General features: G+C 33.9%; 21 protein-coding genes. 15 read left to right on the top strand and 6 right to left on the bottom strand.

The annotated features are described in order from the left end of the window. Nucleotides 1–81 precede the first annotated feature (81 nt). From tpx to CD036_RS00890, 3 genes are all read left to right on the top strand, one after another. Nucleotides 82–576 (top strand): thiol peroxidase, encoded by a 495-nt coding sequence (gene tpx / locus CD036_RS00880; protein WP_002510229.1) that lies wholly within the window; start codon nucleotides 82–84, stop codon nucleotides 574–576. A gap of 155 nt (nucleotides 577–731) precedes the next feature. Continuing rightward, the gene (locus CD036_RS00885) at nucleotides 732–1,679 is read left to right on the top strand and encodes a class I SAM-dependent methyltransferase (RefSeq protein WP_002510230.1); all 948 of its coding nucleotides are present in this window, start codon (nucleotides 732–734) and stop codon (nucleotides 1,677–1,679) included. A gap of 82 nt (nucleotides 1,680–1,761) precedes the next feature. Then, nucleotides 1,762–2,961, top strand: coding sequence for an acetate kinase (locus CD036_RS00890; protein WP_002510231.1), 1,200 nt, complete (start codon nucleotides 1,762–1,764; stop codon nucleotides 2,959–2,961). A gap of 298 nt (nucleotides 2,962–3,259) precedes the next feature. Here CD036_RS00890 and CD036_RS00895 read toward each other — a convergent pair whose 3' ends face one another. Then, a complete protein-coding gene (locus CD036_RS00895) occupies nucleotides 3,260–4,432 on the bottom strand; it encodes an esterase-like activity of phytase family protein (RefSeq protein ID WP_103387816.1) in 1,173 nt (390 codons plus the stop codon). 213 nt (nucleotides 4,433–4,645) lie between these two features. Next, a complete protein-coding gene (locus tag CD036_RS00900) occupies nucleotides 4,646–5,149 on the bottom strand; it encodes a universal stress protein (protein ID WP_002510233.1) in 504 nt (167 codons plus the stop codon). Between the two features lie 143 nt (nucleotides 5,150–5,292). Between CD036_RS00900 and ald the strand changes: the two genes are divergently transcribed. After that, nucleotides 5,293–6,408: an alanine dehydrogenase gene (gene ald / locus CD036_RS00905; RefSeq protein WP_021459791.1), complete on the top strand. Its 1,116-nt coding sequence runs from the start codon at nucleotides 5,293–5,295 to the stop codon at nucleotides 6,406–6,408. Nucleotides 6,409–6,459: 51 nt separating this feature from the next. Here the strand turns inward: ald and CD036_RS00910 are convergent, their stop codons facing one another. Next, entirely contained in the window at nucleotides 6,460–7,089 is a 630-nt protein-coding gene (locus tag CD036_RS00910) for a copper homeostasis protein CutC (protein WP_021459790.1), read from the bottom strand. After that, nucleotides 7,086–8,138 (bottom strand): M24 family metallopeptidase, encoded by a 1,053-nt coding sequence (locus CD036_RS00915; protein ID WP_002510236.1) that lies wholly within the window; start codon nucleotides 8,136–8,138, stop codon nucleotides 7,086–7,088. The genes CD036_RS00910 and CD036_RS00915 overlap by 4 nt, the downstream gene beginning before the upstream one ends. Before the next feature lie 202 nt (nucleotides 8,139–8,340). Between CD036_RS00915 and CD036_RS00920 the strand changes: the two genes are divergently transcribed. Beyond that, nucleotides 8,341–9,030, top strand: coding sequence for a metal-dependent hydrolase (locus tag CD036_RS00920; RefSeq protein ID WP_021459789.1), 690 nt, complete (start codon nucleotides 8,341–8,343; stop codon nucleotides 9,028–9,030). Nucleotides 9,031–9,129: 99 nt separating this feature from the next. Here CD036_RS00920 and CD036_RS00925 read toward each other — a convergent pair whose 3' ends face one another. Then, a complete protein-coding gene (locus CD036_RS00925) occupies nucleotides 9,130–9,543 on the bottom strand; it encodes a universal stress protein (protein WP_002510238.1) in 414 nt (137 codons plus the stop codon). A 210-nt stretch (nucleotides 9,544–9,753) separates the two neighbouring features. On the opposite strand from CD036_RS00925, the gene CD036_RS00930 reads away from it, so the two are divergent. From CD036_RS00930 to pyk, 8 genes are all read left to right on the top strand, one after another. Continuing rightward, nucleotides 9,754–11,046, top strand: a complete 1,293-nt coding sequence (locus tag CD036_RS00930) for a DRTGG domain-containing protein (protein ID WP_002510239.1) — start codon at nucleotides 9,754–9,756, stop codon at nucleotides 11,044–11,046. 45 nt (nucleotides 11,047–11,091) lie between these two features. Further along, nucleotides 11,092–12,027, top strand: coding sequence for a DHH family phosphoesterase (locus CD036_RS00935; RefSeq protein ID WP_103387817.1), 936 nt, complete (start codon nucleotides 11,092–11,094; stop codon nucleotides 12,025–12,027). Nucleotides 12,028–12,045: 18 nt separating this feature from the next. Next, entirely contained in the window at nucleotides 12,046–15,237 is a 3,192-nt protein-coding gene (locus CD036_RS00940) for a DNA polymerase III subunit alpha (protein WP_103387818.1), read from the top strand. Nucleotides 15,238–15,464: 227 nt separating this feature from the next. After that, nucleotides 15,465–16,694, top strand: a complete 1,230-nt coding sequence (gene ystJ / locus CD036_RS00945; protein ID WP_002510242.1) for an NADP-dependent malic enzyme — start codon at nucleotides 15,465–15,467, stop codon at nucleotides 16,692–16,694. Nucleotides 16,695–16,761: 67 nt separating this feature from the next. Further along, nucleotides 16,762–17,628 (top strand): acetyl-CoA carboxylase, carboxyltransferase subunit beta, encoded by an 867-nt coding sequence (gene accD, locus CD036_RS00950; RefSeq protein WP_002510243.1) that lies wholly within the window; start codon nucleotides 16,762–16,764, stop codon nucleotides 17,626–17,628. Next, nucleotides 17,621–18,565: an acetyl-CoA carboxylase carboxyltransferase subunit alpha gene (locus CD036_RS00955; protein WP_103387819.1), complete on the top strand. Its 945-nt coding sequence runs from the start codon at nucleotides 17,621–17,623 to the stop codon at nucleotides 18,563–18,565. Before accD ends, CD036_RS00955 begins: the two co-directional genes overlap by 8 nt. A 324-nt stretch (nucleotides 18,566–18,889) precedes the next feature. Beyond that, a complete protein-coding gene (gene pfkA, locus CD036_RS00960; protein ID WP_103387820.1) occupies nucleotides 18,890–19,858 on the top strand; it encodes a 6-phosphofructokinase in 969 nt (322 codons plus the stop codon). A gap of 20 nt (nucleotides 19,859–19,878) precedes the next feature. Next, nucleotides 19,879–21,639: a pyruvate kinase gene (gene pyk / locus CD036_RS00965; RefSeq protein WP_002510246.1), complete on the top strand. Its 1,761-nt coding sequence runs from the start codon at nucleotides 19,879–19,881 to the stop codon at nucleotides 21,637–21,639. Nucleotides 21,640–21,860: 221 nt separating this feature from the next. On the opposite strand, the gene CD036_RS00970 is transcribed toward pyk, so the two are convergent. Continuing rightward, entirely contained in the window at nucleotides 21,861–23,222 is a 1,362-nt protein-coding gene (locus tag CD036_RS00970) for an amino acid permease (protein ID WP_002510247.1), read from the bottom strand. 351 nt (nucleotides 23,223–23,573) lie between these two features. Between CD036_RS00970 and CD036_RS00975 the strand changes: the two genes are divergently transcribed. Together CD036_RS00975 and icd are read left to right on the top strand one after the other, a co-directional pair. Continuing rightward, nucleotides 23,574–24,692, top strand: a complete 1,119-nt coding sequence (locus tag CD036_RS00975) for a citrate synthase (RefSeq protein WP_103387821.1) — start codon at nucleotides 23,574–23,576, stop codon at nucleotides 24,690–24,692. 41 nt (nucleotides 24,693–24,733) lie between these two features. Continuing rightward, the coding region (gene icd / locus CD036_RS00980) for an NADP-dependent isocitrate dehydrogenase (RefSeq protein ID WP_103388011.1) at nucleotides 24,734–25,975 on the top strand (1,242 nt) is incomplete at its 3' end.

A 25,975-nucleotide genomic window follows, 5' to 3' on the forward strand; every position in this document is an offset into this window, starting at 1 on the left:
TTTTGCTAAGATGTAATATTTTATTTCTAACAGCTAAACCGTTATAATTTCTATGGAAGCATATATTTAGGAGGGTCAACAATGACACAAATAACTTTTAAACAAGAGCCAGTGACATTACTAGGCGAACAAGTTAAAGAAGGACAAGAAGCACCAGACTTTACAGTGTTAGATAATTCAACGGCTGAAGTTACATTATCAACATATGAAGGTCAAAAGAAATTAATAAGTGTTGTACCATCAATTGATACTGGCGTGTGCGATCAACAAACACGTAAATTTAATGAAGAAGCAAGTCAAGAAGACGGCGTTGTGTTAACTATCTCAGCAGACTTACCATTTGCACAAAAAAGATGGTGCGCTTCAAATGGTTTAGATAATGTTATTACACTAAGTGACCATAAAGATTTATCATTTGGTAAAAACTATGGTGTTGTTATGGAAGGTTTACGTTTATTAGCACGTTCAGTTTTTGTTTTAGATAAAAATGATAAAGTAATATATACAGAAATAGTATCAGAAGGCACTGATTTCCCAGATTTTGAAAAAGCCTTAGAAGCATATAGAAGTATTTAATTTTAGTAAAATAAATATATTGGTAATGTCATCATACTACAAACAGTATCGTTGACATTGTAAATGAAACTGTTCATAATAATTTGGTGATTTAAGATAAAAATGTATCTTATTGAAAAAAATTATGAACAGTTTTTTTAGAAAGGATTATTATCATGACTCAAGAAAAAACAGTTATGGAACGTTTATTCCAAACGCTAGATGAAAAAGCAAAAGCTTTCAATGAAGAGAATGGGCAAAGTTTTATTGAAAACTTGGGTCTAGCAATGGAGCATGTATATAAAAATGAGCGAGAATTATTAGAGCAAGCGACTTTACAAGATAGAAGAAAAGCATTTCAATTTGCATATTTAAGTCTTTTGCAAAATGAAGAAATTCAAGCAAATCATCAAATTACACCAGATTCAATAGGCTTAATATTAGGTTTTTTAGTGAAACAATTTATGGCCAATCAAACAGAATTGCATATTGCTGATATTGCTAGTGGCGCAGGCCATTTAAGTGCTTCAGTACATGAAGTAATGACTGATGTTACACTCATGCATCACTTAGTAGAAGTTGACCCAGTACTATCAAGAGTGAGCGTACATTTAGCAAACTTTTTAGAGATTCCTTTTGATGTATATCCACAAGATGCCATAATGCCGCTAGCATTTGAAGAAGCGGATGTCATAATTGGAGATTTACCAATAGGTTATTATCCTGTTGATGAACGTAGTCATGAAATGAGTTTAGGGTTTGAAGAAGGCCATAGTTATTCTCATCATTTATTAATAGAACAAGCGATTACAGCATTAAAACCATCAGGCTATGCATTTTTAATTGTGCCAAGTAATCTGTTCGAAGGGGATAATGTAAAACAGTTACAAAACTATATTGCTACAGAAACCGAAATGCAAGCATTTTTAAATTTACCCGCAACGTTATTTAAAAATGAAAAAGCTAGAAAATCTATATTAATTGTGCAGAAAAAAGAAGTGAATGTAACAAAACCTGTAGAAGTCTTGCTAGCAAATATTCCTGACTTTAAAAATCCACAGCAATTCCAAGGGTTTTTAGCTGACTTAAATACTTGGATGACAGAGAATCACCCAGAAATTTAAACTGTATTACTCTTGAATTTAAACTGTATTAATGGTTAAATAGATAAGGATAAACTTATATTGAAAATGGAGGCCAAAGCTTATGTCAAAATTAATTTTGGCGATTAACGCTGGTAGTTCATCTTTGAAATTTCAACTTATTGAAATGCCTGAAGAAAAAATAATTACTAAAGGTTTAATCGAAAGAATAGGATTAAAAGACTCAGTCTTTACTATAGAAGTAAATGGCGAGAAAATTAAAGAAGTAACGGATATTGCAAACCATGAAGATGCAGTAAATATTATGTTAGATAGTTTTAAACATCACGGTATTATTGATAGTATTTATGATATACAAGGAACTGGACACCGTGTTGTACATGGTGGCGAGACGTTCCCAACATCAGTATATGTTACGGATGAAGTTGAATCACAAATAGAAGCATTAAGTGAATTAGCACCACTACACAACCCTGCAAACTTAATGGGGATTCGTGCTTTCCGTAAATTATTACCTGAAATTCCACACGTAGCAGTGTTTGATACTTCATTCCATCAAACGATGCCAGAAAAATCATATCTGTATAGTTTGCCTTATCAATATTATGAAGATTATGGAATCCGTAAGTATGGTTTCCATGGAACAAGTCATAAATATGTTTCTCAACGTGCAGCTGAAATCTTAGGTAAGCCAATAGAAGAATTACGTATTATTTCTTGTCATATTGGTAATGGTGCATCTATAGCAGCAATTGATGGAGGAGAATCTGTTGATACATCAATGGGCTTCACACCTTTAGCAGGTGTAACAATGGGCACACGTTCAGGTAATATTGATCCAGCATTAATACCATTTTTAATGGAAAAAACAAGCAAAACAGCAGAAGAAGTATTAAATACATTAAATAAAGAATCTGGTTTACTAGGTATCTCAGGTACATCAAGTGATTTAAGAGATATTATAGAAGACAGTAAAGAAGGTAAAGAACGTGCGCAACTTGCATTAGATGTCTTTGCGTCACGTATTCACAAATATATTGGTTCTTATGCTACACGTATGCATGGCGTTGATGTTATCGTCTTCACTGCAGGTGTCGGTGAGAACTCTGATCCAGTACGCGCTAAAGTACTTGAAGGATTAGAATTTATGGGTGTTTATTGGGATGCTAAGAAAAATGAATCTATCCATGGCGAAGAAGGATTTATAAACTATCCACATTCACCAGTTAAAGTAATTGTTATTCCAACGAACGAAGAAGTAATGATTGCACGTGATGTTATTGAATTTGGTAATGTTGATTAATAAAAATAATTAAAAGAGATAGGGATATAACTCCCTATACTCAAAAAAGAGGGCTAATCTTTAATAAGGATTAGTCCTCTTTATATTTAAAAGTATTCGATTTTGACCGTGCATGCTTGCCTGGGGTATGGTTCGAGCCTGTAGTCTCTCACTCATACTAGTCCACGGGCGTCAGCACGTTACAAAATCGGGACAATTATCTTTTATAGTCAATGCTATTTTACGACTATGACACTTTTTTACATTGATGTACAACATAACAAAATAAATGCTAGTTATAGTAAGTATATTGTCTATTTTATGGCAATACTTCAAAAGCAATAATTTGTGTTTGTTGTTCTTTGTTAAAGTTATTATCTGCAACAAGAACAAGTGTGTCATGACCATTTGGCAACTTTTTGCCGAATGTAATACCTTCAACATTATCTATATGCTTAAGATCAGTTTTATTGAGAGAAGTCACTAATTGCTTTTTTAATGGTTGAACTTTGTGATTTTTTAAAGATGACATATTTTTAATATTTGTGGCATTCTCTGTACTATATTTATAGACTTTAACATGGTTAGTATAGGAATTATCTTCTGCTTGAACGCTGGCACGTTCTAGTGCTAAAAATTCGTGATCATTAATTGCTAAAATTTCTGTAATTCCGTTATTGGCGTCTTTATTTTTGCCTGGTTTTTCAGGTATGGCATCAAGTGGATAAGCATATTCTGCTAACACATTACCTTGTCTATCATACTGCGTAATACGTGAAGTTGACCCAGAATTAATTGTAGGTACAGTATCATCTTGTAATAATGGGCCTTCCATAGCAGTCCAATAAGATTGACCGTCAGCAGAAAATGTACTGCCTTCTAGTGCCATATTATTGCGAAAGCCTTGCTTGTCATTGGCAGACATTTTAAACGGTTTATGTATAGGTAATTCTGATATAAATGTGCCGTTAGATGTAGCTTGGCGAATAAATGGGTTTAAACCTAGAGTTCGATCACCTTCACTCGTGTACCATAGATGGTTGCTCAGTGGATCGAAGCGTATTGATTCTGGATCTGCCACAATATTCTTTGAAGATTTATCATATTGCTTTTTATTAGTATAAGTTGAACCATTTGGTTGTTTTAATGTGTTGACGTCTTTGAAGTTAATGTTGTTAAAACCTTGTTGATTGTAATTAATGTTGGCTTCGTAATAACGAGAGGGACTATGTTCTGAACGATCATCACTAATAAGTAACCACTTATTATTCTGAGGATTGTAACTAATTCCCGACAATCCACCGACAACAGTATTTTTATATTTTGTATTGTGTGGAATGGTTTCGCTGTCGATGAGTTTGATATTATTTACAGTTTTAGGCTTGTCTGACTGATTGTTGGCAGCGTCAGTATTGTTTGTATGTAGAGTGGTGAAAGTAGTTAAACTAAATGCAATTATGCATGTGATGCCAGTTTGTTTAAGCTTGTTCATGAGTCATCTTCTCCTTTTTAAAATGCTATATTAAGGATAAAGGTTAGATATGAATTGAGTTTAAATTAGAGCTATATTTTTTGTAAAAGGGTGGGTACGGAGATTAAACTTTTATGTATTTAAAGAGATAGCATACATATATTATGGTATGCTATCTCTCATCAAATATTATACTAATAAAGTATTTTTAATTTCGTGCTTCACGTTATCTGATTAGCGAGCACTATAGTGTGATCTTAATTTTTCTGTAGCAACTTGTGGTTGGAAGTCTTCTGGAAGTTCTTCAGTACGAACAACTAGAACATCACATGGTGAGTGACGTACAATAGCTTCTGATACAGAACCTACAATAAATCTTTCTACAGCATTAAGACCAGAAGTACCACACATAATTAAATCAGCGCCAACATCAGTGGCTAATTTTTTAGGAATAATTGCTTTTGGAGAACCAAATTCTAAGCGAGTAACAACATCTTTAACACCTGCATTTGCTGCCACTTCTTTATAACCATTTAGTAAATCTTCAGAGAAATTTTTAGATTTCTCAGTGAATTGTGCATCGTATACTTCATAAGATGAGTAAGTTCTAGAATCAATTACATTTACCACTGTTAATTGTGCATCATTACGTTTTGCAACATCTACAGCTTTGTTAAAAGCCCATTCTGCTTCATGTGATCCGTCAACTGCGATTAAAATATTTTTATATGTTAGCATCGCAATTACCTCCTTACTTTTAATTAATTTTATTATACCATTATTAACAGAATATTTGTACAATTTAACTATCTACAAATATGTAAATTTTGTGATTGCGCTTTCATTGCTTTCGCGTTACGATGTTTATGGAGGTGGATGGAATGAATATTGGTATTCCAAAAGAGATTAAAAATAATGAAAACAGAGTAAGTTTATCACCAAGTGGGGTACACGCTTTGGTCGAGCAAGGGCATACTGTTTTGGTAGAAACAGCTGCAGGATATGGTTCTTATTTTGAAGATGTTGATTACCAAGAAGCTGGGGCACAAATTGTTAAAACACAACAAGAAGTATGGAATGTGGATATGGTAATGAAAGTTAAAGAACCATTAGAAGAAGAATTTAAATTCTTCAAAGAAGGTCTAATATTATTTACATATCTACATTTGGCTAATGAACAAAAATTAACAGAGGCTTTATTAGAGAAAAATGTAGTGAGTATTGCCTATGAAACAGTGCAGATGCCTGACCGTTCATTACCTTTATTAACTCCAATGAGTGAAGTGGCAGGTCGAATGTCTACACAAATTGGCGCAGAATTTCTTCAAAAATATAAAGGAGGAATGGGTATACTATTAGGTGGTGTACCTGGTGTTGCCAAAGGCCGTGTTGCAATTATTGGAGGCGGGCAAGCTGGTACAAATGCTGCTAAAATAGCTTTAGGTTTAGGGGCAGATGTTACCATATTAGATGTTAATCCAAAACGTTTACAGCAATTAGATGATCAATTTGGAGGACGCGTACATACTATTATGTCAAATCCATTGAACATCGAAAGTACAGTCAAAGAAAGTGATTTAGTTATAGGGGCAGTACTTATCCCTGGTGCAAAAGCGCCAAACCTTGTAAGTGAAGCAATGATCAAACAAATGAAAGATGGCTCAGTAATAGTAGACATTGCGATAGATCAAGGTGGTATCTTTGAGACAACCGATCAAATTACTACTCATGATAACCCGACTTATACGAAGCATGGTGTTGTGCATTATGCTGTTGCCAATATGCCGGGTGCAGTTCCAAGAACTTCAACTATTGCACTAAACAATGCAACGTTACCATATGCGATTCAAATCGCCAATAAAGGATATTTAAAAGCGTTACAAGATAATGAACCTTTATCACTAGGTTTGAATACAGTTAATGGTAAATTGACTAATAAAGGTGTAGGAGAATCATTAAATATACCTTATACATCAATTGCAGAGCAATTAAAATAAATAATAAACAGGACGATGCTTAAGCATCGTCCTGTTTTAATGTAAACTATATTAAACAATTTTTGTGCCATGTACTTCTTGAAAAGGGAAAGCTTCCAATAGTTCTGGCAAATTATCTTTAGTTAAACCGCCGCCCGGCATAATTTCAATTTTGCCACCTGAATTGACAACTAATTTACCTAGGTGATTGAGATTATTAAAAAGATTACTTTCTTTAGGGCCACCATGTGTTAATAAACGAGTGAAGCCAAGATCAATCAATTGATGCAAAGCTTTAATTTGACCATGTTGATGAATAAGGTCAAATGCCATGTGACATACGACAGGTATAGGTGCTGAGAGATTGCGCAACGTTTTCATTTGCCATTCATTCAACACATGGTCCACTGTTAAACAACCAAAGACAAAATAGTCCACTTGAAGCGCTTTAAAGTGTTTAATGTCACGTTGCATAATTTCAAAATCATATAAATTGTAAACAAAATCCCCACCACGAGGACGAATCATAACAGCAAGTTCAACTTTATGGGCTTTACAGATTTCTGCGGTAATTTCGACCATACCGTAACTAGGTGTAGTACCACCGACAGCTAAGTTATCACATAATTCAAGACGGTCCGCACCATTTGCGATGGCGCTTTCTACTTCTTCGATCGTTTCTACAACTGCTTCTTTAATCATTTGTCATATCCTGTCATTATTTTATGTCCATCTTCAGTAACTACAATATCATCTTCTATACGTACACCTGCTACTTCTGGTACGTATATTCCAGGTTCAATGGTTATGACCATACCAGCTTCAAATTGATTGTGATTACTGCTAGAAACATCTTGATATTCATGTTCTTCTAAACCTAAACCATGGCCGAGGCGATGTGGGAAGTATTCACCGTAACCCGCTTCAGCGATAATGTTTCTAGCAATGTGATCAACGTCGCTAATTGTCACGCCAGGTTTAATTGCTGCAATAGCTTCTGTTTCAGCTTTTAACACAACATCGTAAATTTCTTGTGCCTTAGCATTTGGTGTACCAAATTTCACCGTTCGAGTCATATCACTGCAATAGTTATTATAAATAACGCCTAAGTCGAATAGGACAAATTCATTATTTTGTAATTTTCGGTCGCCTGGTGTACCGTGAGGTGATGCAGCATGATCTCCAAATAGAACCATAGTATCAAAACTCATTTCATGTACACCATAAGCTTTGATTTCATTTTCAATATGATTAACTACTTGGCGTTCGGTTACACCTTCTGATAAGTATGAAACACCAATTTCAATACATTTATCTGCCAATTCACATGCTTTTTGAATAGTAGCAATTTCGTCTGCAGATTTAATGTTACGTAAGGACTTAACTGTTGCATCAATGTCATTAAATTGTTGGACTCCAAATGCCGCAGTTAATTCACGTTGACGTTTCAAAGTGAGGTGTTCCGCTTCAACTAATAAATTATTTGCACTGAATTGATATTTATCCAAAGCATTTTCAGTATCTAAATAGCCGATAATTTCCCCTGTAAAAGGTGATGCTTTTACTTCCTCAACTTCTAGTTGAGGACAAAATAAAACCTGTGTACCATCAGCTTTGATTAATAATGCAAGTAAACGTTCGTGTGGATCACTTAAATAACCCGTAAAATAAAATATATTAAGTGGTGTTGTAATCCAAGCTGCATCAGCTTGTTGATGTTTAATTTCAGTAATTATTTGCTCTGTTTTCATTTGTTATTGCCTCCTAGTAAGTAAATACATTTATATTAATTTTAGGTTAGTTAACTCTAATATTCAAAAATAAACTACTTTAATGTTGGAATTTAATGCGCTTTTTTAGTGGAAAACTTGGATTTCTTAATGAATAAGTGTTATAGATAAAGAAAGATGTGGTATATATAACAGTAAACATAGCAAATGGGAGGCACTATTAATGAAACTATCATTTCATGGACAATCAACAGTTTATTTTGAAGCAAATGGTAAAAAAGGGATAATCGATCCTTTTATTACTGGTAATGAATTGTCTGATTTAGATGTATCAAATTTGGAAGTAGATTATATTATTTTAACACATGGACATGGTGATCACTTTGGTGATACTGTGGAAATCGCACAAAAAAATAATGCAACAGTAATAGGTACAGCTGAATTAGCAGATTATTTAACAACTCATGTAGGCTATGATAATGTGCGACCAATGAATATAGGTGGAAAAGTAAGTTTTGATTTTGGAACGTTGAAATTTGTACAAGCATTCCACAGTTCAAGTCTTACAGATGATAATGGTATTCCAGTTTATTTAGGTATGCCAATGGGAGCAATTTTAGAATTGGAAGGAAAAACAATTTATCATACAGGAGATACAGGATTATTCAGCGATATGAAATTAATTGCTGATAGACACCCAGTAGATATTTGTTTCGTACCGATTGGCGATAACTTTACGATGGGGATTGATGATGCAAGTTACGCCATTAACCAATTTATAAAACCACAAATTAGTATACCTATCCACTACGATACTTTCCCATATATCGAACAAGATCCGAACGATTTCAAGGAAGCTGTTAGTGTAGGGGAAGTACAAATATTAAAACCGGGTGAGGAAGTATCACTTTAGTTAACAAAAGTCTGGACACATTGTTGTTCCAGACTTTTTATTATGAACGTAAATAAAAATATTAAGACATACATTATTAATACCAGCGCTAATTTGAAATTACTTAACAATTAGGACTGGTATCTCAGCTCTTTTAGCGATTTTATGGCTCACGCTACCAAGCACAATTTTTTTCTTATCAGAAGCTTTACGGTTACTTAAGACGATAATGTCGAATTTACCACTGTTAGCTTGTTTGACTAATTCAACTTTAGCGTTTCCTCGTACAATAATTTCATCATATTTAATACCATAACCATCTAAAGCTTCGCGTGTACTGGCTAAACCCTTACTTCTTTTTTCAATCAATTTGTCTAAATGAACGCCCGATTTAATAGAAGCTTGTGCATCTTGTTCATTGATTGCGTTGAAAATTGTAACTACAGTACCTTCACCTGCAATTTTTGAAACTTGCTCCAAAGCTTTTTCGTTTTCAAGTGTTGTATCCACACCTAGTAAAATATTTTTATACATTTTACACCCTCCTTCATTCCTATTTTAATCAATAATATGCGCATTTTGCAATGATATCTAAATGTTTAATGAAAAAATTTTTAATATTATTTACTTAAGTAAGTATAGTAAAACTAATATTTATAGAAAGTAATGAATTTGTTGCATCGCATTTTGTCGCATAAAAAGTTATAATATTTAAGAAACTATCAAATAAATGAGGGCAGTAGTATGACAAAACATGAACAAATTTTATCATATATTGAATCTTTATCTGTGGGCCAAAAAATATCTGTACGTAAAATTGCTAAAGATCTAGAAGTTTCTGAAGGCACAGCCTATAGAGCGATTAAAGATGCTGGTCAAATTGGATTGGTAGCTACAATTGACCGTGTAGGCACTGTAAGAATTGAAAAAAAGAATAGAGAAGAAATTGAACAACTTACATTTAGTGAGATTGTTAAAATTATAGATGGACAAGTATTAGGTGGGAGAAATGGCTTAATTAAGACATTAACTAAATTTGCTATAGGCGCTATGGAGTTAAATGATGTTGTGAAATATTTGAGTCCCCACACTTTACTTATAGTAGGTAACCGTAAAGATGTACAATTAGAAGCATTAAAACGAGGTAGTGCTGTATTAATTACAGGCGGCTTTACTACTACTAATGACATTATTAAATATGCAGATGAGCATGATTTACCAATTATTTCTTCAAATTATGACTCATATTTAGTTGCTAATATTATTAATAGGGCAATGTACAACCAAATGATACGTAAAGAGATCTTAGTAGTAGATGACATTGTTAAACCTATCGATGATACTACTGTACTTTTTGATGATATGACATTGACTGAATATAAAATCAAAGCGCAAGCTACTGGACATTCAAGATTTCCGATAATTGATGAAGAATGGAAACTTGTAGGCATTGTAACAAGCAAAGAAATCATCAATATGCAGGATGAAGATACGTTAGCAACATTTATGACAAAGTCCCCAATTAATGTGCAATTATCAACTACAATCGCTAACTGTGCACATATCATGATTTGGGAAGGTATTGAATTATTACCAGTAACGACAATAAGTAAAAAGCTTATTGGTGTTATAACTAGAGAAGATGTACTAAAATCAATGCAATTAATTGGAAGACAACCACAAGTCGGGGAAACCATTAACGATCAAATTGCCAAACATATAACGATTTCAAATGATATTATACAAGTAACAACTACACCTTTACTGACTGATCAATTTGGCATGTTAAGTAAAGCTGTATTCGTTGCAATAATAGAAGAAACTGTGCGTTATGAAATGCGTAAGTATAAAAAAATTGAAGTAATGATAGAGAGCTTGAATATTTTTTATATCAAAACTGTTCAAATTGAATCTGAAATTGACGTGCATTATGATATGTTAGATGTGGGTAGAAATTTTGCAAAATTAGAAGTAACTATGAAAAACGGCGCTCAAAATGTCGCTAAAGCGATGATTATGTGCCAAATTATAGATTAATATATAACTATTACGACGTTTGAAAATGAAAGGAATAGATAGCATATGGAAGCAATTAAAAACGAAATTATGAATGAAATAGAGAAATATGAAACAGTTATCATACATCGACATGTAAGACCAGATCCAGATGCTTATGGTTCCCAGTTAGGATTAAAAGGATATTTACAAGCTAAGTTTCCAACTAAACAAATATATGCCGTTGGTGAAAGCGAGCCATCATTAGACTTTATCGGTACATTTGATGACATTAATGATAGTACATATGAAGGTGCGCTAGTTATAGTATGTGATACAGCAAATTCACCACGCATTAGTGATTCACGTTTCAGTTTAGGTGAAAAACTCATCAAAATTGATCACCATCCAGCAATTGACCAATATGGTGATATTAATTTCGTTAATGTGCAAGCATCATCAACGAGTGAAATTATTACTGATTTTATTATACATTTTAACGATTTAACCATTATAGATGAGACTGTAGCAAGACTATTATACATTGGAATTGTTGGAGACACGGGGCGCTTTTTATTCAATAATACGACGCCTCATACGCTTGAGATTGCTAGTGAATTATTGAAATTCCCATTTAATCATAATGATGAATTAAATCAACTTGCAGAAAAAGAACCAAGTTTATTACCATTCCAAGGTTATGTCTTACAAAATTTTCAGTTGAATGATAAAGGATTTTGTAAGGTAATAATTACTAGTGACGTGTTAGAAACATTCGACATTGCACCGAATGAAGCCTCTCTATTTGTTAATACTATTGCAGATATAAAAGGTTTGAAAATTTGGTTGTTTGCGGTAGATGAAGGTGAGGAAATAAGATGTCGCATTCGCTCGAAAGGCATTGTGATTAATGATGTCGCTAGTGATTTTGGCGGTGGCGGCCATCCCAATGCATCTGGAGTATCTGTAGATAGTTGGGAGACATTCGAACACTTGGCAAATGCGCTAAATAAAAAACTGTAGGAGTAGAGGTGAAATCAAATGGTTGCGCATTTAAATATTCATTCGGCATATGATTTATTAAATTCGAGTTTAAAAATATCCGATGCCGTATCAAAGGCAACTAAAGAAGGGTATTCGGCTTTAGCAATTACTGATACGAATGTATTGTATGCGTACCCTCAATTTTACGATGCCTGTGTAAAAGCAAACATTAAACCTATATTTGGTATGACCATTTGGTTAACTGATGGATTAACTACTACGGAAACGGTATTGTTAGCACGCAATAACCAAGGGCTAACTGACTTATTAAAACTGTCATCTGCTGTTAAGATGAAAGAAAGAACTGAAACTACAATTGAATGGCTACAAAAATATGCAGCTGATTTAGTTATTATTTTTAAAAGCATTACCGATGAGCATCAGGTGTTGTTGGAAGCTTTTGCTGACCATGATATGGTTTATGTTGATCATCAAAGTGAACAGGTTACTGATATCCCTGCAGTATGGATACAAAGTGCTAATTACTTAAACGAAGAAGACGCTTCAACTATTCGTGCCTTACACGCAATTCGTGATAATACAAAGTTAGACTTAGTAAATGAAGCGCCAAATTATCACTCACATTTGTTTAGTACTTCTGAACATCTTGAGCTTGATGTGACAACTGAACAATTAGAAAGAACTGAAGAAATCGCCCAGCAATGTACAGCTAATCTATCGTATCATCAATCATTGTTGCCCAAATTTAAAACGCCAAATGGTATGGATTCTAAAGCATATTTACTGCAACAATTACAAGAAAATTTAGCTGCGTATGACTTAACACATCAAACCGCTTATGTTGAACGATTGCACTATGAATACGACATTATTACCAACATGGGATTTGAAGATTATTTTTTAATTGTGAGTGATTTGATACAATTTGCGAAAAATAATGATGTCTTAGTAGGACCAGGTCGTGGTTCTGCAGCGGGCTCTTTAGTTAGTTATTTGTTAGGAATTACTAACATTGATCCGATTAAGTATAATTTATTATTCGAACGATTTTTAAATCCTGAACGTGTGACTATGCCTGATATTGATATTGATTTTGAAGATACTAAACGTGAACGTGTTATACAATATGTTCAAGAAAAGTATGGAGAAATGCACGTTGCAGGTATAGTTACGTTCGGTCATTTATTAGCTCGGGCAGTGGCTAGAGATGTTGGAAGAATAATGGGCTTTGAAGATGTCACATTAAATGAAGTATCTAAATTAATACCTCATAAATTAGGTATTACATTGGATGAGGCGTATCAGAATAGTGATTTTAAATCATTTGTCCATAGAAATCATAGACATGAACAATGGTTTGACATTTGTAAAAAACTAGAAGGTTTACCTCGCCATACTTCAACGCATGCTGCTGGTATTATTATTAATGATCAACCCCTTTATGATTTTGCACCATTAACTATGGGGGATACTGGAGTATTGACTCAATGGACAATGACCGAAGTCGAACGTATAGGTTTACTTAAAATTGACTTTTTAGGGTTAAGAAACTTGTCTATTATTCACCAAATTACAAAGCAAGTTAAGTATGATTTAAATATTGATATTAATATTGAAGCACTTCCTTTTAATGATAGTGCTGTATTTAAATTGCTTTCAAGTGGGGATACAACAGGAATTTTCCAACTAGAGTCAGATGGTATTCGTAATGTATTAAAAAAATTACAACCGGAGCATTTTGAAGATATAGTTGCAGTGACATCATTATATCGTCCAGGACCAATGGAAGAAATACCAACATATATCTCACGTCGGCATAATCCTGCCAAGGTACAATATTTACATCCGGACTTACAGCCCATATTACAAAATACTTATGGTGTTATAATATATCAGGAACAGATTATGCAAATAGCTAGTAAATTCGCTGGGTTTAATTATGGTGAAGCGGACATTTTACGACGTGCTATGAGTAAAAAGAATCGTGCAGTACTGGAAAATGAGAGACAGCATTTTATCGAAGGGGCACTGCAAAAAGGTTACCCACAAGAACTTAGTACACAAATATTTGATTTAATATTAAAGTTTGCGGATTATGGATTTGCTCGTGCGCACGCAGTCAGTTACTCAAAAATTGCCTATATTATGACTTATTTAAAAGCCCATTATCCTACTTATTTTTATGCTAATATTTTAAGTAATACAATTGGCAGTGAAAATAAGACCGCCTCAATTATTGATGAAGCAAAACACCAACGTTTGAACATTAAGCCACCACACATTAATTTGAGTCACTGGTTTTATAAAGCTACTTCTGAAGGTATTTATTTATCACTTGGCGCTATTAAAGGCGTGGGTTATCAGAGTGTTAAGTTGATTGTTGAAGAAAGAAAACAGCGTGGTAATTTTAAAGACTTCATAGATTTTGCTCGACGCATACCGCAAAGAATTAAATCACGCAAACTACTTGAAGCACTTATATTAGTAGGCGCATTTGATGAATTTGGTAAAAATAGAGCGACGTTGCTACAAACGATTGATCATGTGATTGATAGCTCTTCTAGTATAGAACAAGACGATTTTATTTTTGATGTACTTACACCTAAAACGTCATATGAAGAAACGGAAGAACTTGCTGATAAGGTATTAAGTGATTATGAAAAAGAATATTTAGGTTTCTATGTGTCGCAACATCCAGTTGAAAAATACTTTGAGCAAAAGCAATATTTAGGTATTTATAAATTGAGAAATGCGAGCAATAGATCACCAATTTTAATTCAAGTAGATACTATTAAAAAAATACGTACAAAAAATGGTCAAAATATGGCATTTCTAACATTAAATGATGGTGTTACAACTATTGATGGTGTAATGTTTCCCGATACATTTAAAAAGTATGAATTTGATTTAGTAGAAGACCAAATGTTTATCGTCAATGGTAAATTTGATACAAGAAACAATAAGCAACAATTGATTGTTAATGAAGTGCTAGATGTAGTGAACTATGAACAAACGGTTATCGCTCAAGCTACTCAAATCGTGATAAGAGGTCAGTATGATATTGACGAACTCAAAGCACAATTAAAATTACATGAGTCGAATAATATGCTACCAGTGAACTACTATAATGAAGCCCAATCAAGCATGAATAACCTTGGTTATATTGATAAACAAAGTATAGAAACATTCATAGATAGTTTTTCGCCAAATGATGTCCGTATTATATAGCTTTTATACAACCTTGAATTATGGTATAGTGAACTGATGATATATGGAATGTTATCATCAGTTTTTGCTATTAGAACGTAAAAGGTAATGTTAAAGCATTTCCAAATTTGAGCATTTGCAAATAAACTGTTTTTTTAAAGAGTAATTAGTTGTAATATAGTATATAGTATAATAAAAATATATATAATATCTTTATAAATTACATAAATGTAAGGGGACGATATTACATGACATTAAGAGATGAAGCATTAGAAATGCACAAGCGTAATAAAGGGAAATTAGAAGTTAAATCTAAAGTCAAAGTTACTAATAAAGAAGAACTTAGTTTAGCATATTCACCTGGTGTTGCTGAACCTTGTAAAGAAATACACGAGGATCCACGCAAAGTATTTGATTATACAATGAAAAGTAACACCGTAGCGGTGGTGACTGATGGTACAGCAGTGTTAGGTTTAGGTGATATCGGCGCTGAAGCTAGCATTCCAGTTATGGAAGGAAAAGCTGTATTGTTTAAAAGTTTTTCTGGTGTAGATGGCGTTCCAATTGCTTTAAATACTACCGATACTGAAGAAATTATTAATACTGTAAAGTTATTAGAGCCAAACTATGGAGGTATTAACTTAGAAGATATTTCAGCGCCACGTTGCTTTGAAATTGAAGAACGTTTAAAAAAAGAAACGAAGATTCCAGTATTTCACGATGACCAACATGGTACTGCGATAGTAACAGTTGCAGGATTAATTAATGCTTTACGCATTGTTGAAAAAGATCTTTCAGATATTAAAGTAGTATTAAATGGTGCTGGTGCAGCAGGTATTGCAATAGTAAAATTATTATACTCTTATGGCGTGCATAATATGGTAATGTGTGATTCAAGAGGTGCTATATATGAAGGTAGAACATATGGCATGAATGATACGAAAGAATATGTCGCTAAATGGACAAATAGAGATAAAACTGACGGTAAATTAGAAGATGTAATAGAAGATGCAGACGTCTTTATTGGTGTATCAGTAGCAGATTTATTATCTAAAGAGATGGTTGAATCTATGGCAAAAGATCCTATTATTTTTGCTATGGCGAATCCAAATCCTGAAATCAACCCTGATGATGCCAAAGCAGCTGGTGCCAAAGTTATAGGTACAGGCCGTTCTGATTTCCCAAATCAAATTAATAATGTATTAGCGTTCCCAGGTATATTTAGAGGTGCTTTAGATGTCGAAGCAACACATATCAACGAAAAAATGAAGCAAGCTGCTGTTGAGGCGATTGCGAACTTAATTCAACCAAATGAATTAAACCCAGATTATTGTATTCCTGGCCCATTTGATAAGCGTGTTGCGCCATCAGTGGCAAGAGAAGTTGCAGTTGCTGCTATGGAATCTGGCGTTGCTAGAACTGAAGTTGACCCAGACGATATATATAACAAAACAATGTCGCTAACGGATTTAAATTAAATCAAAGTAGACATAAATTGAAGTATAAATGGAGTGTAATTAACACTGGTTAAGTGGAGGTTTACCAATGTTTAAGGATTTTTTCAATAGAAGTAGTAAAAAGAAAAAGTATGTAACAGTATCTGATTCTAAACAAAATGATGTGCCTGCAGGTATTATGACTAAGTGCCCGCAATGTAAAAAAATCATGTATACAAAAGAACTATCAGAAAATTTAAATGTATGTTTTAATTGTGACCATCATATTGCACTAACTGCATATAAAAGAATAGATGCAATTTCGGATGAAGGCACATTTACGGAATTTGACAAAGGTATGACCTCTGCAAATCCGCTTGATTTTCCAAGCTATGAAGAAAAATTGCAAAAAGACCAGCAAAAAACAGAATTAAATGAAGCAGTTGTTACCGGAACAGCTGAATTAGATGGTATGCCATTTGGCGTTGCAGTGATGGACGCAAGATTTAGAATGGGCAGTATGGGATCAGTAGTTGGTGAAAAAATATGCCGAATTATTGAATATTGTACTGAACATCGTATGCCATTTATTTTGTTCTCTGCAAGCGGCGGAGCAAGAATGCAAGAAGGTATCATTTCTTTAATGCAAATGGGTAAAACAAGTGTATCCTTAAAACGTCATTCAGAAGCTGGATTGTTATACATTTCTTATATTACTAATCCAACAACTGGTGGTGTGTCGGCGAGTTTTGCATCTGTTGGTGACATTAATATAGGAGAACCTAAAGCACTCATTGGATTCGCAGGTAGACGAGTAATTGAACAAACGATTAATGAAAAATTACCGGATGATTTCCAAACAGCAGAATTTTTATTAGAGCACGGTCAATTAGATAAAGTGGTGCATCGAAAAGAAATGAAAGATACACTTACCACGATATTAAAAATGCATCAAGAGGTGAAAACGAATGCTTGATTTTGAAAAGCCACTTTTTGAAATTAGAAATAAGATAGATTCATTAAAGGAATCGCAAGAGAAAAACGATGTCGACTTATCTGAAGAAATCGAAATGTTGGAAGCATCACTTGAGCGAGAAACAGAAAAAGTATATACAAATTTGAAGCCTTGGGATCGTGTGCAGTTAGCACGTTTACAAGAACGCCCGACATCTTTAGATTATATACCTTTAATCTTTGATTCATTTATCGAGTTACATGGTGATCGTAATTTTAGAGATGACCCAGCCATGATAGGTGGTATAGGTTATTTAAACGGGCAAGCAGTAACAATTGTTGGTCAACAACGTGGGAAAGACACAAAAGATAATATTTATCGCAACTTTGGCATGGCTCATCCAGAAGGTTATCGAAAAGCATTACGCTTAATGAAGCAAGCAGAAAAGTTCAATAGACCAATTATAACTTTTATCGATACAAAAGGAGCTTATCCTGGTAAAGCTGCAGAAGAACGTGGTCAAAGTGAATCTATTGCTAAAAATTTAGTTGAAATGGCAGCATTAACAGTTCCAGTAATATCAATTGTCATTGGTGAAGGTGGTAGTGGAGGTGCTTTAGGATTAGGTATTTCTAATCGAGTGCTCATGCTTGAAAACAGTACGTACTCCGTTATTTCACCAGAGGGTGCTTCAGCATTATTATGGAAAGATAGCAACTTAGCTAAAATTGCAGCAGAGACAATGAAAATTACTGCCAAAGATTTACAAGAGTTAAATATTGCTGATGATGTTGTGGCAGAACCACTTGGTGGTGCACATCATGATGTATCAACGCAAGCAGCAAATATTAAAGCTAAATTTGAAAATCATTTAGCTGCATTAAGTAACTTAGATGAACAAGCTTTAGTGCAAGATCGCTATGAAAAATTTAGAAATATTGGTTCGTTTAATGAATAGAATATTGTATACTAAAACGCTCTATGCACTGTCATAGAGCGTTTTAGTGCGAAGAAAGCGTTTTATTAAAAAGATAGCGCTTTAATTGTAAAAATTTTAAATTTATTGTTTCAAAATTTTAAATTAATGGTAAAGTGTATAAGGGTCAATTTGATTAATTTAAAAATGAATTTTATATTTGTTTTTAAAACGCTTCCTTCTGTTTTGGACAACGGTATTGTAACTAAAACGTTTACATTTATTGATACACCTTATTTTAATGGCGACTTATGTGAAATTATGGTATTTTTAAAGTAAGAAATTAAGTTAGAAAGGTATGTCGTCATGAAAAAAATTGCGGTTTTAACAAGTGGTGGAGATTCACCCGGGATGAACGCGGCAGTTAGAGCTGTTGTGCGTAAAGCGATATATAATAACATCGAAGTTTATGGAGTTTACCAAGGTTATCAAGGTTTAATTAACGATGATATTCATAAACTAGAATTAGGTTCAGTCGGGGATACAATCCAGCGCGGAGGCACTTTCTTGTACTCAGCCCGCTGTCCAGAATTTAAAGAACCTGAAGTACGTCAAAAGGGTATTGCTAATTTACGTAAACACGGTATTGAAGGTCTAGTAGTAATTGGTGGAGACGGAAGTTACCGAGGTGCACAACGTATAAGTGAGGAATGCACTGAAATTCAAACAGTAGGAATTCCAGGTACAATTGACAATGATATCAATGGCACAGATTTTACTATTGGTTTTGATACAGCGTTAAACACAATTATTGAATCAGTAGATAAAATTCGTGATACAGCATCTAGTCACGCGCGAACATTTATTATTGAAGTTATGGGACGAGATTGTGGAGATCTAGCACTGTGGGCAGGTTTGTCAGTTGGTGCAGAAACAATTATCGTGCCAGAAGTTGAAACAGATATTAAAGAAGTAGCAGAACGTATCGACCATGGTATAAAACGTGGTAAAAAGCATTCCATTGTTATGGTTGCGGAAGGTTGTATGACTGGTGAAGCATGTGCGCAAGAATTATCTAAATATGTTAATGTGGATGCACGTGTTTCTGTATTAGGACATATCCAACGTGGTGGAAGCCCAACTGGGCAAGATAGAGTATTGGCATCACGTTTAGGTGGTCATGCAATTGATTTACTTATGCAAGGAGAAACAGCAAGAGGCGTAGGTATTAGAGATAACGTACTAAGAAGTACTCCGTTTGATGAGATTTTCAGAGCGGACGAACATCAATTTGACTATAATATTTATGAACTAACAAAAGAATTATCTATTTAACTATTTGGGAGGCATTTACAATGAGAAAAACAAAAATTGTTTGTACTATTGGACCAGCATCTGAATCAGAAGAGATGTTAGAAAAACTAATGAAAGCAGGAATGAACGTTGCAAGACTGAACTTTTCACATGGTGATCACGCAGAGCATCAAGCTAGAATCGATTCAATTCGCAGAGTATCAAAACGTTTAGGTAAAACTGTAGCAATTTTATTAGACACAAAAGGTCCTGAAATCCGTACACACAACATGAAGAATGGTGGCATCGAATTAGAAAAAGGTACTGAAGTTATTGTTAGTATGACTGAAGTAGAAGGTACACCAGAAAAATTCTCAGTAACGTATGATAATCTTATTAATGATGTCGACGAAGGTTCATATATTCTATTAGATGATGGTTTAATTGAATTACAGGTAAAACAAATTAATAAAGATCAAAATGAAGTAGTTTGTGATGTGTTAAACACTGGCGAACTTAAAAATAAAAAAGGCGTTAACTTACCAGGTGTTAAAGTTAATTTACCAGGTATTACAGACAAAGATGCAGAAGACATTGTATTCGGTATCCAACAAGAAGTTGACTTTATCGCTGCAAGTTTTGTGCGCCGTCCAAGTGATGTATTAGATATCCGTAAATTACTTGAAGATAATAACAATGAAACAATCAGCATTATTCCAAAAATTGAAAACCAAGAAGGTATCGATAATATCGAAGCGATTCTTGAAGTTTCTGATGGTTTAATGGTTGCACGTGGTGATATGGGTGTTGAAATCCCACCTGAATCAGTACCAATGGTGCAAAAAGACTTAATTAGAAAATGTAATAAATTAGGTAAACCAGTTATTACTGCAACGCAAATGTTAGATTCAATGCAACGTAACCCACGTGCTACAAGAGCAGAAGCTAGTGACGTAGCAAATGCTATCTATGATGGTACAGATGCAGTAATGTTATCTGGAGAAACTGCAGCTGGTTCTTATCCAGAAGAAGCTGTTAAAACAATGAGAAATATTGCGGTTTCAGCTGAAGCAGCACAAGACTACAAAAAATTACTTTCTGACCGTACCAAATTAGTACAAACGTCATTAGTTAATGCTATCGGTGTTTCTGTGGCACACACTGCTTTAAACTTAAATGTAAAAGCAATTGTTGCTGCAACTGAAAGTGGTTCAACAGCACGTACAATTTCTAAATATCGTCCTAAATCAGACATTATTGCTGTAACTCCAAAAGGATCTACAGCTCGTCAGTGTGCTTTAGTATGGGGCGTTTATCCTGTAGTTAAAGAAGGACGTAAAACAACTGATGCATTATTAAATAATGCAGTTGCTACTGCAGTTGAAACTGAACGCGTAAATAATGGTGACTTAATTATTATTACTGCAGGTGTACCAACTGGTGAACAAGGTACTACTAATATGATGAAATTACACTTAATAGGCGATGAAATTGCAAGTGGTCAAGGTATTGGTAGAAACTCAGTAGTTGGACATACATTGGTAGTTAATAGTGCAAGTGATTTAGAAGGTAAAGATTTGTCTGATAAAATCATTGTAACGAAATCTGTAGATGAAACATTAGTACCTTATATAGAGAATGCTATTGGTTTAATTACAGAAGAAAATGGTATTACTTCACCTAGTGCGATTATTGGTTTAGAAAAAGGAATCCCAACAATTGTAGGTGTTGACAATGCAACTACTGAAATTCAAGATGATGCATTTGTTACTGTAGATGCGAACCAAGGTAAACTTTTTGAAGGTTACGCAAACGTACTATAATTAACAATTAATTAAGAGAAAAATTGAGTTGAAAGCTCATACTGAAAAACGACTAATCCGTTTAAATGCGGATTAGTCGTTTTTTTATTAAATATTATATTTATGTTGAAAATTGTCTTGTTGCACATGTACATAGACTTATTAATTAAAGTAGGGACTGTACAAAAACCCCCTATACTTAGACCAAACATAAGATCTAAGTATAGGGGACAAATTATAATTTATTTTGCAGATTGATTTAGCATTCGTTTGTAACGTAAATACATTAATGCAAGTATGATAAACCAAATTGGTGTTAAGAATACGGCTATTCTAGTATCAACATTGACAAATAATAGGCAAAATACAAGGAAAAAGAACAGTAATATTGCATAGCCCATATATTTACCACCTTTTAATTTATATTGTGCTGTTTTATGTTGTTCTGGGTTGTGACGATGATAATTAATATAAGCGATAGTAATCAATGCCCATACAACAATAAATAGTACGGTTGAAACGGTTGTTACATAAGTAAATACTGTTGTTGCATTTGGAACAATATAATTCAATAACGCTGCAATTAGTAATAACGCTGAAGAAACAATAATTGCGATGTGTGGAACACCGTTTTTATTCGTCTTAGTGAAAATAGGTGGTGCTTGTTCTTGATTAGATAGACCGAATAACATACGACTATTTGAAAATATTCCACTATTACAAGATGAAGCTGCAGCTGTTAAGACAACAAAATTAATAATACCCGCTGCGAAAGGAATACCTACGATAGCAAATAATCTAACGAATGGACTTTCTTCAGGATTAACTTGCGCCCAAGGAATAATTGACATGATGACAGCTAATGCTCCTACATAAAAGACTAAAATTCGTAATGGAACACTGTTGATCGCTTTGGGTATTGTTTTAGTTGGATCCTTTGTTTCACCTGCAGTCACACCAATTAACTCTATTCCAACAAATGAGAATACCGCCATTTGGAAAGACATCATAAAACCGCTAATACCTTTAGGGAAAATCCCATTATTATAAAGGTTTGTCAGCGATGCATGTCCGAATTCTGTTTTATAAGCCATAACAATCATCACTATACCAACAATAATTAATGCAATAATGGTCACAATTTTGATAATGGCAAACCAAAATTCAAGTTCACCGAATAAACGAGCGCTTAATAAGTTGAAAACCATTAACACAAGGACACAGAATAAAGCACTCACCCAGTTCGGTATTTCAGGAAACCAGAAACTTACATATTGAGCAACTGCAGTAACTTCAGCCATTCCAGTAATAATCCAGCATAGCCAATATGTCCATCCAGTGACGAACCCAGCAAAAGGTCCTATGTATTCATTCGTAACATCAGCAAAAGATTTAAAGCCGGTATTTGAAACTAAAATTTCGCCTAAGCCTCTCATAAACATGAAAAGCATGAAACCAATAATAATATAAGTCAATAAAATTGATGGACCGGTTAATGCTATGGTTTGACCTGCGCCAAGAAACAAGCCTGTACCTATCGCTCCCCCGATAGCAATAAGTTGGACATGTCGGCTATTTAATTCTCTATTTAGTTGTTGTGCCATAGTTTAAACTCCCTTAGTTTATTTGTGTTTATAATTATGCTACTCAAAAGCGAATAATACAACTGTTTTTATAAGTATGTAGCAATTACATTTTAGTAAATCATTTTTTATTGTTATCAAAGATGATAACTATTTAAAAACCTATAAAAATTGAAGAAACCAGTAATTACTATTAAAATGGAGATATAGCAATCTACTATTTTGTGGAAAGTTGAAGATGTAAGTATGTAAAACTAATTTCTTATGAAATTACTCAAGTATACAAACATGGGTATTCACAAATTGTATTTGATTGGATATAATAATGTTTGTAAGCCATTTCATAATGAAATAGAAAAGGGGAATTTTAATATGGCAAACATACAAAGAGGCTTGGAAGGGGTACTTGCTGCCGAAACAAAAGTAAGTTCAATCATTGATAGTCAATTAACATATGCGGGCTATGACATCGATGATTTAGCTAATCATGCCGAATTTGAAGAAGTTGTATTCTTATTATGGCACTATAGGTTACCAAATAAAGAAGAGCTTAGTGAACTAAAATCTAAATTATTTGAATATATGACATTAAATCCTAGAGTGTATAATCATTTCCAAGAGTACGCGACTGATGATGTACATCCTATGACAGCTTTAAGAACTTCTGTTTCATATATTGCGCATTTTGATGAGCATGCTGAAGAGGAAGATGAAAGCCAAACAATGGAGCGTGCGATTCGAATTCAAGCAAAAATTGCTTCTTTAGTCACAGCTTTTGCAAGAGTACGAGAAGGAAAAGAACCTGTAAAACCAAGTGAAGACTTAAATTATGCGGGCAATTTCCTATACATGTTAAGAGGAGAACTTCCAACTGATATCGAAGTTGAAGCATTTAACAAAGCGTTAGTTTTACACGCGGATCATGAATTTAATGCTTCTACATTTACAGCAAGATGTGCTGTATCATCATTATCAGATATGTATTCTGGTATCGTTGCTGCAGTAGGATCATTAAAAGGACCATTACACGGTGGGGCAAATGAACGTGTAATGAGTATGTTATCTGAAGTAAAATCAGTGGATGAAGTTGATTCATATATTGATAAAAAGATTCAAAACAAAGAAAAAATAATGGGCTTCGGTCATCGTGTATATAAAGATGGCGACCCAAGAGCGAAATTCCTTAAAGAAATGAGTAAAAAAATCACTTCTGAAACAGGCCAAAGTGAATTGTTTGATATTTCTGTGAAAATCGCCGATAAAATGAAACAAGAAAAGAACTTAATTGCTAATGTTGATTTTTATAGTGCGACAGTGTACCACAGTTTAAATATCGATCATGATTTATTTACACCAATATTTGCGGTAAGCAGAACATCAGGCTGGATTGCACACATTCTTGAACAGTATCAAGATAATAGAATCATGCGTCCACGTGCACAATATATTGGAGAAACAAACAGAACATACTTACCGATAGAAGAACGATAATAAAAATAAATTATACACACTAAATTTGGAGGTTTTTTGACATGGCAGGAGACAAAATTGTAAAAAATAACGACGGGTTATCAGTACCTAACCAACCAATCATTCCATATATCATAGGTGACGGTATTGGACCAGACATTTGGAAAGCGGCAAGTCGTGTTATTGATGCAGCCGTTGAGAAAGCATACAATGGCGAAAAACAAATCGAATGGAAAGAAGTATTAGCTGGTCAAAAAGCTTATGATGAAACAGGTGAATGGTTACCTAAAGAAACGTTAGATACTATTAACGAATACTTAATTGCTATTAAAGGGCCATTAACTACACCAATTGGTGGTGGGATTCGCTCTCTTAATGTAGCATTACGTCAAGAATTAGATCTATTTACTTGTTTACGTCCAGTACGTTGGTTTAAAGGTGTACCATCACCTGTTAAACGTCCTGAAGATACAGATATGGTTATTTTCCGTGAAAATACTGAAGATATTTATGCTGGTATTGAATTTAAAGAAGGTACTCCTGAAGTTAAAAAACTTGTAGATTTCTTACAAAATGAAATGGGTGCTACTAATATTCGTTTCCCAGAAACATCAGGTCTTGGTGTTAAACCAGTTTCAAAAGAAGGTACAGAACGTTTAGTTAGAGCTGCTATTCAGTATGCTTTAGACAATAACCGTAAATCAGTTACTTTAGTTCATAAAGGTAATATCATGAAATTTACAGAAGGTGCTTTCAAACAATGGGGTTATGATGTTGCACATAATGAATTTGCTGATAAAGTATTTACTTGGCAACAATATGACCAAATCGTTGAAGATGAAGGCAAAGATAAAGCAAATGCAGCTCAAGAAGAAGCTGAAAAAGCTGGTAAGATTATTATTAAAGATTCAATTGCTGATATTTTCTTACAACAAATCCTAACACGTCCTGCAGATCATGACGTAGTAGCTACAATGAACCTTAATGGTGATTATGTATCAGATGCATTAGCTGCACAAGTAGGCGGAATTGGTATTGCACCTGGTGCAAACATTAACTATGAAACTGGACATGCTATTTTCGAAGCAACACACGGTACAGCACCAAAATATGCAGATTTAAATAAAGTAAATCCATCATCTGAATTATTAAGTGCAGTATTAATGTTAGAACATTTAGGTTGGCAAGAAGCAGCAGATAAGATTACAGATTCAATTGAAAAAACAATTGCATCTAAAGTTGTAACATACGACTTTGCACGTTTAATGGACGGAGCTAAAGAAGTATCAACTTCTGCTTTTGCT

This window comes from Staphylococcus arlettae, from assembly GCF_002902345.1.
Taxonomy (GTDB): Bacteria; Bacillota; Bacilli; order Staphylococcales; family Staphylococcaceae; genus Staphylococcus; species Staphylococcus arlettae.

Bases quoted from the DNA above. Each gene is read 5' to 3' on its own strand.
- tpx (WP_002510229.1), top strand. From the start codon at position 82: ATGACACAAATAACTTTTAAACAAGAGCCAGTGACATTACTAGGCGAA.
- CD036_RS00885 (WP_002510230.1), top strand. From the start codon at position 732: ATGACTCAAGAAAAAACAGTTATGGAACGTTTATTCCAAACGCTAGAT.
- CD036_RS00890 (WP_002510231.1), top strand. From the start codon at position 1,762: ATGTCAAAATTAATTTTGGCGATTAACGCTGGTAGTTCATCTTTGAAA.
- CD036_RS00895 (WP_103387816.1), bottom strand. From the start codon at position 4,432: ATGAACAAGCTTAAACAAACTGGCATCACATGCATAATTGCATTTAGT.
- CD036_RS00900 (WP_002510233.1), bottom strand. From the start codon at position 5,149: ATGCTAACATATAAAAATATTTTAATCGCAGTTGACGGATCACATGAA.
- ald (WP_021459791.1), top strand. From the start codon at position 5,293: ATGAATATTGGTATTCCAAAAGAGATTAAAAATAATGAAAACAGAGTA.
- CD036_RS00910 (WP_021459790.1), bottom strand. From the start codon at position 7,089: ATGATTAAAGAAGCAGTTGTAGAAACGATCGAAGAAGTAGAAAGCGCC.
- CD036_RS00915 (WP_002510236.1), bottom strand. From the start codon at position 8,138: ATGAAAACAGAGCAAATAATTACTGAAATTAAACATCAACAAGCTGAT.
- CD036_RS00920 (WP_021459789.1), top strand. From the start codon at position 8,341: ATGAAACTATCATTTCATGGACAATCAACAGTTTATTTTGAAGCAAAT.
- CD036_RS00925 (WP_002510238.1), bottom strand. From the start codon at position 9,543: ATGTATAAAAATATTTTACTAGGTGTGGATACAACACTTGAAAACGAA.
- CD036_RS00930 (WP_002510239.1), top strand. From the start codon at position 9,754: ATGACAAAACATGAACAAATTTTATCATATATTGAATCTTTATCTGTG.
- CD036_RS00935 (WP_103387817.1), top strand. From the start codon at position 11,092: ATGGAAGCAATTAAAAACGAAATTATGAATGAAATAGAGAAATATGAA.
- CD036_RS00940 (WP_103387818.1), top strand. From the start codon at position 12,046: ATGGTTGCGCATTTAAATATTCATTCGGCATATGATTTATTAAATTCG.
- ystJ (WP_002510242.1), top strand. From the start codon at position 15,465: ATGACATTAAGAGATGAAGCATTAGAAATGCACAAGCGTAATAAAGGG.
- accD (WP_002510243.1), top strand. From the start codon at position 16,762: ATGTTTAAGGATTTTTTCAATAGAAGTAGTAAAAAGAAAAAGTATGTA.
- CD036_RS00955 (WP_103387819.1), top strand. From the start codon at position 17,621: ATGCTTGATTTTGAAAAGCCACTTTTTGAAATTAGAAATAAGATAGAT.
- pfkA (WP_103387820.1), top strand. From the start codon at position 18,890: ATGAAAAAAATTGCGGTTTTAACAAGTGGTGGAGATTCACCCGGGATG.
- pyk (WP_002510246.1), top strand. From the start codon at position 19,879: ATGAGAAAAACAAAAATTGTTTGTACTATTGGACCAGCATCTGAATCA.
- CD036_RS00970 (WP_002510247.1), bottom strand. From the start codon at position 23,222: ATGGCACAACAACTAAATAGAGAATTAAATAGCCGACATGTCCAACTT.
- CD036_RS00975 (WP_103387821.1), top strand. From the start codon at position 23,574: ATGGCAAACATACAAAGAGGCTTGGAAGGGGTACTTGCTGCCGAAACA.